This window comes from Microcoleus sp. w1-18aA5 (assembly GCF_036701705.1).
Classification (GTDB): domain Bacteria; phylum Cyanobacteriota; class Cyanobacteriia; order Cyanobacteriales; family Microcoleaceae; genus Microcoleus.
Window position 1 is genome coordinate 99,792 of record NZ_JAUPTE010000003.1, and the last position, 12,779, is coordinate 112,570.

Below are 12,779 nucleotides of genomic sequence, written 5' to 3' on the forward strand. Positions count from 1 at the left end.
TTTATATCCTCTTTTTAAGGGGGACTTTGAATGGTCTTGTCCCCTCTTTCCAAGAGGGACTTTGAATGCTCCGGTTCCCCCCTTATTAAGGGGGGTTAGGGGGGATCGAGGAGCTAGGAGGAAGCGGGAGAAATCCAGAAGGAAGAGAGCAGATATCAAACATTAAGACTGAAAAAAAGACTGAGGGCGGTTGGCTCGAATTTCAAAACTATTCAAATAACCCACCGGATCGCTAGGATCAAATGCCTTTTTATCAATAAAAAGTTCTGCAGGTTCCACTTGGTAATCCTCCTTCGGACAATCGAGTCCCATTTCGGCAACAATCTTGCGGTAAAGGTCGGTTCTCCAAGCTTTTTTAGCTAATTCCTCAGCATTTTTGGGAACTTCTTTAATCTGTCCCCAGCGAGCGGCTTGAGTCATCAACCAAATACTCTGAGACTGCCACATAAATGTTGAATGATTTCCCGGTATTTGAGGCAAATTCTTAGGAATGTTATAGAAAATAGTTGCATCTTCCGATTGTATAATGCGGTCTTTTCCGTCAAACCCTCCATAGTTGTAGTCGCCAACAATTGCCGGTCGCGTAAATTTGTCGATCGCCCCTTTTTTCGGTTTCGCCCCCGTAAACGATCGCTCAGTTAGCAGCGCCGATATTTCACTGCGATTTTCCGGCTTGCTGCAATACTGACAAGCTTCCACCATTGCCTTAACCAGCGAGTAATAAGTCTTCGGATTTTCCTCAATGAATGATTCCATTACTCCCAAAAGGCGATCGGGATGTCCCAGCCAAACTTCTTTGCCTTGCACGAAGGTAAAACCCACTCCCAAATTGCCTTGAATAGCCCGCGTATTCCAAGGTTCTGCCACCATGTAAGCCTGCATGGCGCCAATCCTGATGTTCGTTACCATCTGCGGCGGCGGCACAATAATTACCCGAAATTCTTTGAACGGATCGACACCGGCAGCCGCCGATATGTAGCGGACAAAATATTCGTAAATCGCAGAACTCAGAACAACTGCCCAAACCCTGTTTTCCGCTGGCTGACTGTCAAAAAAGGCTCGAAATTGTTTGCCAAATTCTTCTAAATTGCCGTTGTATTCGTGCCACGGGCGCAAACCGAAATCCCACATAGCTTTGTTCATCGTCATGGCGTTGCCGTGGCGGTGAATTGTCATTGCGGCGCACAGAGGTGCGTGGCGCGCTCCTTCGGCGCCAACTCGGGCGTTTGTGACGGCGCCGGATACAACTGGGGATGCGTCGAGGCGGCCGAAGATTACGCCGTCGCGGGAGGTTGCCCAGCTTGCTTCGCGGTTGAGTTGGACGTTTAAACCGTATTTGCGGAAAAAGCCTTTTTTCCAGGCGATCGCAAATGGTGCACAATCATTAACCGGTACGTATCCTACGGTTAAATTTGGTTTTTCTAAGGTTCGGTAATCGACAACCGGCTTTACGGCTGAGGCTTCTTCTGTGAGTCCTTTTGCCGATCGATCCGCGCTAATTCCACAACCCGATAAAGCCATTCCCGCCGCCATTCCCATTCCTTGCAAAAACTCTCGGCGGTTCCATTCATTGGAAAACTTGTCACTCATACCATTTTAGATTCAAGAATTGGCCATGACTAATAGACGAGCAATTGCCTAAATCTTCGCTCGATAGAGTAACCGCAGATTTAAGGCAGATAAACACAGATAAACGCAGATAATGTCAAGAGATGAGGATGACTGATGACTGATGACTGATGACTAATGACTCTGGATTGATCGATGCGTTACCAATTCCTGTACTTTATCAACAGCAGCGTCGAGCAACAATCCAGTTATGCCAATTACAAACACCGCTAAAAAGACCGAGCTCAGATTCAAACGGCTCCACTCATCCCAGACAAAAAAGCCAATTCCCACACCGCCTGTCAGCATTTCCACTGCCACAATCACTAGCCAAGCAATCCCTAAACTAATCCGCAAACCTGTAAAAATGTAGGGCAAACTTGCAGGCCAAATTATTTTGGTAATCCGCCTCCAGCGCGGCATTTCCAACACTTGTGCCACATCCAGATAATCCTTGGAAACGCTAGAAACTCCCAAAGCTGTGTTGATAATTGTCGGCCACAAAGATGTAATGAATATGACAAAAATTGCCGACGGCTCTGCTAAATTAAAAATCGATAAAGCTATGGGCAGCCAAGCTAGCGGCGACACCGGTTTGAAGATTTGAATCAGCGGATTGAGCGCCATCATTGCCGGTTTCGACATCCCGATCAGAAATCCCACGGGAATCGCAACTGCTGCACCCAGGAAAAATCCCACCAACACCCGTCGCAAACTCGCTAGCAGCAGCCAGCCAATACCTAAATCTCCAGGCCCGCGCTGATAAAATGGATGGAATATGTAATCTAAATTAGCTATTAACGCCTGATAGGGAGTGGGAATCAAATCGCTGTTGAAGCTGGCAACAATCCACCACAAGCCAATAATTCCCAAAAAACCCGCAGCAGGTAACAAAACTGCATCTCGGATGACAACGGGTTTTACACGCTTCCACGTTGCAACTCCTGCAAGTACGATCGCAGATAAATTAAGCTGTATGAACATTTTAATCTCCTTCAGAGTCAGGGCAGGTACAAGAATCTTGAACAATACCAACCTGAGACACTGACGAAGCCAAACTATCTTGTTCAGAAAGTTGGCTTTTCAGTCTCTTCTCAATGCCTGCGAAGTTAGCTGACGGGCTAGGACTGAGAGATGTCCTTCTCCTTAGATTTCAAAATCAAAAACTACACTCACATTTGGCAATTTTTAACTTTGCTTTTTAATTCTGTAGAGATTCGCCCCGAAAATTGGTTCCTCCGCTCCAGCCACACGCTTGGTTTGATCGCGCAGTGCTGAATTAGGCTTGACTTTTTAAGCCAATTTAACATAAGCTAGCACGAGCATATAATTCTGTCAATACGTCTTTAGGAGTAGCTATTTGCGCTCGGCTACGAAGCCCAAAAGTTGAGAGAAAATTCAAAAAGTTAATTATTAAAGTAATCTAGAAATATAAAATACGATCGCTTACTTCATTTCTATAAAAGCAATGATAGATTTTAGCCAAGCGCTACAAGATAAAATTGATATAATTGTCCAAAACTGGATCGAAGCTGTTCGGGGCGACGAGGAAATCGGCACCGCCAAGCAACTCACCTACGATTCCGTGCGCGACAGCCTTCCCATCGTACTACAAGCGATCGTAACTATGCTGTCCGAATCAGAAGAAAGCGACTTTCGGGCAGTTATACAAGAAAGTTTAGACCACGGGACTGTCAGGGCACAACAAGGCTACGATGCCGAAGAAATTGCGCGGGAATACCGCTTGCTGCGAACCGTAATTTTCGATGCTTTAGAGCCAGAATTGCTAAAAGGCTCAGCCGCTGAAGTGAACCGAGCTTATCGCTTAATTGACGCTGCCCTCGACGAAGCAATTGCTGACTGTTTTCAAACCTATACCCAGGCAAGATTCCAAGAACTAGAGGACTTGCAAAACCAATTGCAACTTACAAATCAAGAGCTGAGTCGCTTACTTCGCGCCAGTCAAGAGAATATATCTCACTTAGCTCACGAATTGAAAACCCCCCTCACCTCTATTATTGGCTACTCACAATTGTTTTTGCGCCAAATAAACAATCCTAGAGTTAAAGATTCGGCTCCCAATTTGGCACATATTGATAAAGTCCTCAACAACGGCAGACTATTACTTAGATTAATTAACGATACTCTCGAAATCTCGCGGTACGACACGGGACGCATAAAATTGCAGCTAAGTGCCACAAATCTGCGATCGGCGATCGGCACTGTTGTCGAAATAATCGAGCCTTTGGCCAAAGCAAAAAATTTAGAGATCGCCCTTGAATGCGATCCGGTTCTCGATCAAGTTATGACAGATTACTTGCGCTTGCAGCAAATTATCACCAACTTGGTGAGTAACGCCATTCGCTACACCCAAGCTGGTACTGTTACCATAAAAACCGAATTATTGCCAGACCAACATTGGAGTATCTGCATCACCGATACAGGCATTGGCATTGCTTCAGAAGACTGCGATCAGATTTTTCAGCCATTTTTTCGGGCCAACAACTCCCTGGGTTCTGTGATGCCTGACAGTACCGGCTTAGGGCTAGCAATTGTCGCTCGATTAGTCAACCTCTTGCAAGGTAAAATCGAATTAGTTTCTGAAGTAGGAGTTGGCACCTCCTTCACTGTAATTTTCCCCTTAGAATTGGATGGAGTTTAGATTACTGTTAACTGTTGACTGTTGACTGTTAATTGTTGACTAATGACTAATGACTTCTTTAAATCAGAAACCGAAGAGTTACATAAACAGCCGCAGCCACCAATTGCACAGCCATCACAGGAAGCCCGTAACGCAGAAAAGTTTGAAAAGAAATCCGGCGTCCGTGCTGTTCAGAAATTCCCGCTGCCACTATATTAGAAGAAGCTCCTACCAAAGTGCCATTTCCTCCTAAAGTTGCTCCATACATCATCGCATAAAACAGCGGCAGCACAGCAGGTGGAAACTGCCCTGCAAAATCCGGCGCCAGCACTTCTGCCGGTGCAAGCCCGACATTGACAACATACTGTTTTAGCAGCGGCACCATTGCCACTACCAGCGGAATATTTGGCACTACGCTCGACATCAAACCCACAAAAAATAACAAAACTAAAGAACCAAGAAAAATATTCTTACCTAAAATCATGGCTAATATTCCAGATATACTGCCGATTACTCCGGTTTTTTCTAAACCGCCAATCAGCACAAAGATAGACATAAAAAATAGCAGCGTGCTCCAATCTAAATCCCGCAAAATATTATTAACAGAATCAATTTGGGAATGGTGAGCTAAAAGCATTGCCAAAGCAGCCCCCAACAAAGCAACGGCTGCCGGTGAAATAGGCACGGGCAGAGACTCTCCTATTACAAAAAAAGTCAGCACGAAAGCTATAATTAAGCCGCCTACTGCTAAGACTCGCGGGTGATTGATTTTTGGGTGGGGCAAATGTTCCAAATCGTCTAAGTTCTTGTGCCAAATTTCGCGGAACAGCCAAGGCAACATAACTACTATCACTCCTACTGCAATTGCCCCGCCCAAACTTAACTTTACTAGGTAATCTGCAAAGCTCATGTTAATAGCATCACCGACAATGAATGTCGCCGGATCGCCCACGATTGTCAGCAGTCCCGAACTGTTAGCCACAAATACCATTAAAATCAGTAACGGCACAAAATCTACACCGACTTCTTCTGCCATTGGTGGAATTAATGGTGCTAGCAGCATGACTGTCGTGGCATTGGGCAAAACTGCACAAATTGGCGTAGTAATTGCAACAATACCCAGCAATAGATTTTTGCCTTTGCCTTTAGCCAAAAGCACCATTTGAGTTGCCAAGTATTCAAATACTTTGGTAGGCTCAAAGGCTCTCACCATTACCATGACTCCGAAGAATAAGCCCAGCGTGGCGTGACTGCGACCGATATATTCGATCGCGTTGTTTAACGTCATCACGTGGGTAAAAACCAGAATCACCGCTCCCAGAAATGCCGCAACTGTGAGGTGTATCCATTCTGTAATTATTAAGAAAATTACACATATAAATGTTGTTGCAGCAATCACAGCTTGCACGTTTTCCATTTAGTCCCCTAAAAAAAATAAAACTTAAAAATTAAAAACTCTCGGTTCGAGTGAATATACTACTTTATGGCTCTTCTGTCAATAAATTTAAGTGCTGATTTTGGCAGCAACAAGCTGGAAGTGACTCATCAAGAGCTCTCCGGTACACGGAAAAAATAACCTCAAAACTACTTCTTTTGGGAGGGTCGCGATCGCCAGAAGTTTGATATGGCGATCCGGCGATCGCTCAACTACAATGAAGCATGGGCAATCTCTGCCAAACTCAACCCCCACGCAGAAATCATGGACTACAGCCAAGTGCTCGCCGAAAAAACCGATACTATCGTCCAAAACTGGATTGAAGCAGTTCGTCAGGATCGGAAAATTGAAAGCGCTGACGCCTTACCGCACTCAGCAATCGAGAATCACATACCTCACCTGCTGACGGCGATGGCCACAGTGCTTTCCCAATATCAACACAGCGAAATAAAAGTAATAATAGAAGCCAGTTTAGATCACGGATTTCTCAGAGCCGAACAAGGCTACGACGCCGCAGAAGTAGCCCGCGAATACCACTTATTGCGTCAAGTAATATTCTCCCAATTAGAAGCAGATTTGCTAGCAGGAACCACCACCGACGTATTCAGAGCTTTTCGGCTGATAGATGCCGTAGTAGACGAAGCAATTGCCCAGTGTTTCAATAGCTACGTTGCTCAGAGGCTGCTGGAACTTCAACAAATTCAAACTCAGTTACAACTCACCAATCAAGAACTCTCTCGCCTTGTCAGCGTCCATCAAGAAAACGTCTACCATTTGGCTCACGAACTCAAAACTCCTCTCAACTCAATTATTGGTTATTCCGAACTATTCCTGCGAAAAGAAAAATGGCAATCAGAAGTCAAAGATACCCTCCCCGGCATCGAACATATCGAGCGAGTATTGCGTAACGGCAGACAGTTGCTCCGCATGATTAATGACACGCTAGAACTTTCTCGCGCCGATGCCGGAAAAATTAAACTTAACCTGCAGCGAACTAATGTACGATCGGTAATTAACACCGTAGTAGAAATGATGCAGCCAATTGCTGATGCTAAAGGACTAAAGCTCGCTGTTACCAGCGACTGCGGCCCAACACAAGTAATCTCCGACTCTGGGCGGCTGCAACAAATTCTGATCAACCTGCTGAGCAATGCCATTCGCTATACAGAAGCTGGTAGCATCGAATTAAGTTGCCACCCTGCTGGAGAAGGAAATTGGGCGATCGCAATTACAGATACCGGCATTGGCATCGCCCCCGAAAATACAAAGCGCATCTTTGACCCCTTCTTTCAAGCAGGAGAAGCCGGCAAACAGCTCTTTCCTGCCGAAAGCACCGGCCTGGGATTAGCAATAGTATCGCGGCTCGTCACGCTGCTCCAAGGCAAAATCGAGCTAGTATCAGAAATAGGAGTCGGTTCAACTTTTACCGTGATTCTGCCCCTAGAAGTTAAAATACTCCAAGAAGTAAGCTAAACATTAAGTTCAAATTTTTACATCCGAAAATCCTATGCCCGCAGCCAACCTTAGCCCTTCCACCACAGCCTTTCCCCTCACCGCCGTAGTCGGGCAAGAAGCAATCAAATTAGCCCTGCTGTTAGCAGCAGTCGATCCCGGATTGGGAGGAGTTGCGATCGCAGGCCGCCGCGGCACAGCAAAATCAGTAATGGCCCGCGCCTTGCACTCATTACTGCCACCCATTGAAATTGTTAAAGATTCTTTTTGCAACGCCGAACCTAATGATATTCTTGCAGAACAAGCATCAGGCTTGTTACCAGAAAATGGCGGGCAAGATGCCCACACCACCGATACTAATTCCTTAACTACTGAAATAATTCCCACACCATTCATTCAAATTCCTTTGGGTGTCACCGAAGACAGACTCTTAGGTTCAGTTGATGTCGAACAATCAGTGAAATTCGGCCAAACCGTATTTCAACCCGGACTCTTAGCCCAAGCAAATCGAGGCGTACTATATGTAGACGAAATTAACCTCCTCGATGACAATATTTCCAACCAATTGCTAACAGTATTAACCGAAGGACGCAACCAAATAGAGCGCGAAGGCATTAGCTTCCAACACCCCTGCAAACCTCTATTTATCGCCACCTACAACCCCGAAGAAGGGCCGCTGAGAGAACATTTGCTCGATCGCATCGCGATCGTACTTTCAGCCGACGCCGCACTCGAACTAGAAGAAAGAGTCTATGCAGTAGAACAAGCTTTATCCTACTCCAGCTCCCCCCAAGAATTTCTCAATCAATACAGCGAAGACACCGACAACCTCAAAACCCAAATCATCCTAGCCAGAGAATGGCTCAAAGATGTCAGCATTAAACGCGAACAAATTGCCTACCTAGTAGAAGAAGCCATCCGGGGTGGCGTTCAAGGACACCGCGCCGAAATATTCGCAGTCCGCGTCGCCAAAGCCGCCGCCGCCATCGAAGGACGCACAGAAGTTAACGCCGAAGACCTGCGCCGCGCCGTAGAATTAGTCATCGTACCCCGCGCCACCATCATCCAAACTCCCCCAGACGAAAACTCTCCTCCTCCTCCCCCCCCACCGCCTCCCCAAAAGCAGTCAGAACAAGAACAAGACGAACCAGAAAACGAGCAAGAAGACGAAGAAGACCAAGATGATGAAGACAACCCGGAACCTGAAGAAGAACCAGAAAAAGATACCATTCCCGAAGAATTTCTCTTCGACCCCGAAGGCGTAATTCTCGACCCCAGCGTGCTTTTATTCGCCCAACAATCCGCCAACAAACAAGGCAAATCCGGCAGCCGCAGCACCATTTTCTCGGAAGATAGAGGCCGTTACGTCAAGCCAGTCTTACCCAAAGGCCCCGTCCGCCGCATCGCCGTTGACGCCACCCTCAGAGCCGCCGCACCCTACCAAAAAGCCCGCCGCGACAGGAATTCAGATCAGGAATCCACCGCCGGATCAATCACAAATAGAGAGAAGCGTGTATTTGTCGAACAGGGAGACATTCGGGCGAAGCGTTTGGCCAGAAAAGCTGGAGCTCTAGTCGTGTTTGTCGTCGATGCTTCGGGTTCCATGGCCCTCAACCGGATGCAGTCTGCCAAAGGTGCAGTCATGCAGCTACTCACAGAAGCTTATCAAAGCCGCGACCAAGTTGCTCTCATTCCCTTTCGCGGAGAACAAGCAGAAGTGCTGCTACCGCCGACTCGCTCGATAGCCTTGGCCCGCAAGCGTTTGGAACGGTTGCCCTGCGGCGGCGGTTCTCCCCTGGCCCACGGTTTGACTCAAGCAGTGCGGGTGGGAGTCAACGCGCGGCAGTCTGGAGATATCGGTCAAGTTGCGATTGTCGCCATTACTGACGGACGAGGTAATATTCCTTTGGCTCGTTCTTTGGGCGAACCGATTGTAGATGGAGAAAAGCCTGATATTAAGAAAGAATTGTTAGAAATTGCTGCCAAAATTCGTGGGTTGGGAATGCAGTTGCTGGTGATTGATACCGAGAGCAAGTTTATTTCGACTGGCTTTGCGAAGGAATTGGCCAAGACTTCTGGAGGGAAATACTATCACTTGCCCAAAGCTACCGAACAGTCGATCGCAGCTATGACTAAAAATGCTCTGCGCGACGCGATCGGCTAAAATCCTGATAGCCACATTTATCTGCGTTTATTCGCGTTTATCTGCGGTTAAAAATCCAAAAATTAGACTTTTTGCCAAAAAAAGTCTAATTTTTAACTCTCACTCTCCGGCGACTCAGGGCCAGCGAACCGGCAACTAAACCCAACCCTACCACCGCCGAAGGCTCAGGAATTCTTACGGGCAGAGGTACGCGGTTTGCCGTCCCCCGGTTCGGGGTTGAAGAACTTGTACTTTGGGGGAGTTGACCGGTCTGAGCCAGCAGCAAATTTTCTGAACCCTGCCATGAAGCAGCGGTAGAAACGGCTCGGACATTAGCTGCAACGGCAGCTTGACCGCCGGAAATAACGGCGACAGCCAATAAAATTCCGGCTGTAGGTGGCAATAATTTGCGCTCAAGAAATGTGGGCATTGGACATTACCTATTTAGCAGTTTGTCGATAGAATTCGATCTATTCATTAATTTTCTCGGTATCCTGTGTCTGAGCTACCTTAGCAATTAACCGAACTGATTTTATATTTTATATTTTAGATTATTCAAGTTTCTGGTCCCTAGTTTCAACTAAGTCGCAAATCAAAAACCTAAAATCAAATGTGGCCCATGCCTCTAGCATATACTCCTTAATCCCCAATCGTAAATCCCCCCTCCAAAATTGATCGACTTTAAGGTAGCCCTTGGCGGCAGATAGCGCCGGCCCTTTAAACTCAATTATAGTTTTGCCGCGAGGCGCAACGCGGCGAGACAGCGAAACGGCACCGACTTGTACGCAGTCTATTATAAACAATCGATCCCTGGTTTGGAGTGATTTCACCCCCGTTCTTTATCAAATCTTTAAACTATTTCAGGTTTTGCAAACAAAGTGTAAAGCTGTCACAATAATAGATAGAAATTCTCAGCCAAAATTAGGTAAATCCTCGTGAGTAACACTAGCAATTTCCGCGAAGCCGTGCGCGAGGCCAAAAACCACGCGCTGGTAGGCCCGAACGTCATCTCCAACGCTCTCCCCTTCGTGGGCGGCGGACTTGTCTTAACTGCTGTCGGCACCTACGGGGGCCTCGGAGTGATCCGCAACTATCCTGGGATCTTCTTTCCCACCTTCATTGCTGCGATCGTCGTAGAATTAATTCTCTTCTTCATCGCCCGCGGCGCCGCCGAACAAGGCAACAAAAACACCGCTTTGCCCCTGCTGGCAACCTACAGCCTGCTTTCCGGCTACACTCTCAGCGGATTGGTATTTACAGCCCTCAGAACCCAAGGCGTCGGCATCTCCGGCATCGCTTTTGCAGCCCTCGGATGTGGCATTACCTTTATCGCCGCCCGCCAAATTGGCTCCAACCTTTCTGAACAAGACGGCATGGCCCTCACCAAAACTATCAGTTTAGGTGTCATTGCTTTGTTAGTCGTCGTTGGCGGTCAGTTTCTGCTCTCTCTATTTGGCGTCTACACCCCAACTTGGTTGGAAATTGGCATTTCTGGCATCGGGGTGTTTATATTTGCCGGCGCTGCGATCGTCGATTTTTACATATTACCCCGCAGCTACCGCGACGACCAGTATTTACCCGCCGCTCTGTCGATGTACTTGACCTACATCAACTTGTTCATCTTTATTCTCCGCCTGCTGATTGCTCTCAACGGCCGGGATTAATTGAAACTTTAGCTTATTAAAAAAAACTGCGGCTCGATCGACATCCGGCCGCGGTTTTTTTTTATTAAGATTTGGAATCAAGATAGTCGTCCTCGTTTCCTCTGTCCCTCATACAAAAAACTTATATCATGTTCACAGCCGACAGACATAAGGTATAATTTTAATCTTTAATCACTCAATCAAAACTCTTGCTATCTAATTGTGTCGATCGCGATTTCAATATTAATCACAAATTAATTGGGGAAAACTCATGTACTTAAAATATGAAGATATCAGGAGAGTCAGCGTAGAAATTACCTCCCGGTGTAATGCAGCTTGTCCGCAGTGTCCCCGCACCGGCAACCCGATTTTGCCGGGGGCAGAATTAAAGATGGAGGATATTGAGAGAATTTTCCCACAAGAGTTTTGCTCTCAGTTGGATTTGGTGTATATGTGCGGCAACTACGGCGATGCTATGACTAGCAATACAACAATTCCGGCGATCGAATATTTGCACCGCATGGGAGTTCCTCATATCTCCCTGTACACCAACGGTAGCGGACGCAATCCAGACTGGTGGCAAGCCCTGGCAAAGGCGATGACAGGAGAACACGATCGCGTAATTTTTAGTATCGACGGGTTGGCAGATACTAACAGCATCTACCGCCAAAATACCAACTGGGACAGGATAATGCAATCTGTTAATGCCTTTATCCAAGCTGGCGGAAAAGCTGTATGGCATTACTTGATATTTGAACACAACCAGCACCAAGTAGAAGCAGCGCGAGATCTAGCCCAACAACTAGGATTTGTCGAGTTTGTACCGAAAGCTACCTCTCGCTTTGTGGCGAAAGAGATTTATGACAAAGAGTCCGCAAATCAACAGCCCCAGAAGGCAGAAAACTCTCAGCTAGAGGCTAAGAGCGATCGCCCCAACCAATCAGAAACAACTAATGCGTCAGCCCCTCGAAATCAAACACAGACGGCTGTTGGGTTGCACCAACAAGCTGAACACTGTTTGAAACAAGGACAGCTCTCAGAGGCGATCGCAGCCAGTCAACAAGCCCTAAAAATTCAACCTAATTTTGCAGCAGCCTGGAAAACTTTAGGCAATGCTGTTCAAGGTTTGGGGAAGATGCAAGCAGCAGCAGATTGTTACGCCAAGGCCCTCAAAATTCAGCCTAATTTTCCAGAAGTTTATGCTAATGTCGGCAGTCTTTATGCCCAACAGCAACAGTGGCAGCCAGCTAGTGCTTATTACCAAAAGGCGATCGAGCTTAAACCCAATTTTGCAGGAGCTTATCGCAATTTAGCTCAAGTGTTGACGCAGTTGGGGCAACCAGAAAAAGCAAATTATGCTTGGTATCAAGCTATAGCTATCGAAACCTCTCAAGCACCAGAAGCAACTCCTTCTGTCCCATCAAAGCCAGCCAACGAAGAACTGCAACCCCCATCCTTGGAACAATATAAAAATCCCCAAGGAGACCAATTTATCCAAGCTGTAGAAAAATTTGGTAGCCTAAACAATTACTACCGAAATGTAGAAATTAGCTGTCAAACTCAAGCCACCCAAGAGATTTTCATCAGTTTTGAAGCGGAACTCTGGCCTTGCTGTTGGGTAAGCCATACTAAATACGCTGTTTATAACCACACTTACAGACCGCAAATGCTGGCTTTAATTGAAAAGTACGGAAATGGCTTTAATTCTCTCAGAACTCAATCGGTGAAAGATGCGATCGCCAGAGATTGGTTTCGCGAAGACCTCACAAAAAGTTTTTCCTGTTCTAAAAGGTTGGACGTATGCGCTCACGAATGCGGTAAAACTTTCAATTCAACAGGTTCGCAGTATATCTAAGA

At 46.6% G+C, this 12,779-nt stretch carries 9 protein-coding genes and 1 riboswitch; of the genes, 5 read left to right on the forward strand and 4 right to left on the reverse strand.

Going from position 1 to position 12,779, the window contains the following annotated elements; all coding sequences use genetic code 11:
• Window positions 1–162 precede the first annotated feature (162 nt).
• Together Q5691_RS02125 and ntrB are read right to left on the reverse strand one after the other, a co-directional pair.
• Complete coding sequence (locus tag Q5691_RS02125) at window positions 163–1,590, reverse strand: ABC transporter substrate-binding protein (RefSeq protein WP_333343826.1); 1,428 nt, start codon at window positions 1,588–1,590, stop codon at window positions 163–165.
• A 153-nt stretch (window positions 1,591–1,743) separates the two neighbouring features.
• Window positions 1,744–2,592, reverse strand: coding sequence for a nitrate ABC transporter permease (gene ntrB, locus Q5691_RS02130; RefSeq protein WP_333343827.1), 849 nt, complete (start codon window positions 2,590–2,592; stop codon window positions 1,744–1,746).
• A 99-nt stretch (window positions 2,593–2,691) separates the two neighbouring features.
• A riboswitch (cyclic di-AMP (ydaO/yuaA leader) is annotated at window positions 2,692–2,904 on the reverse strand.
• A 172-nt stretch (window positions 2,905–3,076) separates the two neighbouring features.
• Here ntrB and Q5691_RS02135 point away from each other — a divergent pair.
• Entirely contained in the window at window positions 3,077–4,270 is a 1,194-nt protein-coding gene (locus Q5691_RS02135) for a HAMP domain-containing sensor histidine kinase (RefSeq protein WP_333213332.1), read from the forward strand.
• 58 nt (window positions 4,271–4,328) lie between these two features.
• Here Q5691_RS02135 and Q5691_RS02140 read toward each other — a convergent pair whose 3' ends face one another.
• Window positions 4,329–5,666 carry an ArsB/NhaD family transporter gene (locus Q5691_RS02140; RefSeq protein ID WP_333213333.1) on the reverse strand — a complete coding sequence of 446 codons (1,338 nt, stop codon included), beginning with the start codon at window positions 5,664–5,666 and terminating at the stop codon, window positions 4,329–4,331.
• Window positions 5,667–5,873: 207 nt separating this feature from the next.
• Between Q5691_RS02140 and Q5691_RS02145 the strand changes: the two genes are divergently transcribed.
• Window positions 5,874–7,157, forward strand: coding sequence for a HAMP domain-containing sensor histidine kinase (locus Q5691_RS02145; protein ID WP_333213334.1), 1,284 nt, complete (start codon window positions 5,874–5,876; stop codon window positions 7,155–7,157).
• Window positions 7,158–7,191: 34 nt separating this feature from the next.
• The gene (bchD, locus tag Q5691_RS02150; RefSeq protein WP_333227699.1) at window positions 7,192–9,300 is read left to right on the forward strand and encodes a magnesium chelatase ATPase subunit D; all 2,109 of its coding nucleotides are present in this window, start codon (window positions 7,192–7,194) and stop codon (window positions 9,298–9,300) included.
• 85 nt (window positions 9,301–9,385) lie between these two features.
• Here the strand turns inward: bchD and Q5691_RS02155 are convergent, their stop codons facing one another.
• Window positions 9,386–9,709 carry a PEP-CTERM sorting domain-containing protein gene (locus tag Q5691_RS02155; protein ID WP_333213336.1) on the reverse strand — a complete coding sequence of 108 codons (324 nt, stop codon included), beginning with the start codon at window positions 9,707–9,709 and terminating at the stop codon, window positions 9,386–9,388.
• Between the two features lie 505 nt (window positions 9,710–10,214).
• Here Q5691_RS02155 and Q5691_RS02160 point away from each other — a divergent pair.
• A complete protein-coding gene (locus tag Q5691_RS02160; RefSeq protein ID WP_333177599.1) occupies window positions 10,215–10,943 on the forward strand; it encodes a Bax inhibitor-1 family protein in 729 nt (242 codons plus the stop codon).
• A 250-nt stretch (window positions 10,944–11,193) separates the two neighbouring features.
• Window positions 11,194–12,777: a tetratricopeptide repeat protein gene (locus tag Q5691_RS02165; protein WP_333343828.1), complete on the forward strand. Its 1,584-nt coding sequence runs from the start codon at window positions 11,194–11,196 to the stop codon at window positions 12,775–12,777.
• The last annotated feature ends 2 nt before the right edge of the window (window positions 12,778–12,779 follow it).

Bases quoted from the DNA above. Each gene is read 5' to 3' on its own strand.
- Q5691_RS02125 (WP_333343826.1), bottom strand. From the start codon at position 1,590: ATGAGTGACAAGTTTTCCAATGAATGGAACCGCCGAGAGTTTTTGCAA.
- Q5691_RS02155 (WP_333213336.1), bottom strand. From the start codon at position 9,709: ATGCCCACATTTCTTGAGCGCAAATTATTGCCACCTACAGCCGGAATT.
- Q5691_RS02165 (WP_333343828.1), top strand. From the start codon at position 11,194: ATGTACTTAAAATATGAAGATATCAGGAGAGTCAGCGTAGAAATTACC.
- bchD (WP_333227699.1), top strand. From the start codon at position 7,192: ATGCCCGCAGCCAACCTTAGCCCTTCCACCACAGCCTTTCCCCTCACC.
- ntrB (WP_333343827.1), bottom strand. From the start codon at position 2,592: ATGTTCATACAGCTTAATTTATCTGCGATCGTACTTGCAGGAGTTGCA.
- Q5691_RS02135 (WP_333213332.1), top strand. From the start codon at position 3,077: ATGATAGATTTTAGCCAAGCGCTACAAGATAAAATTGATATAATTGTC.
- Q5691_RS02140 (WP_333213333.1), bottom strand. From the start codon at position 5,666: ATGGAAAACGTGCAAGCTGTGATTGCTGCAACAACATTTATATGTGTA.
- Q5691_RS02145 (WP_333213334.1), top strand. From the start codon at position 5,874: ATGGCGATCCGGCGATCGCTCAACTACAATGAAGCATGGGCAATCTCT.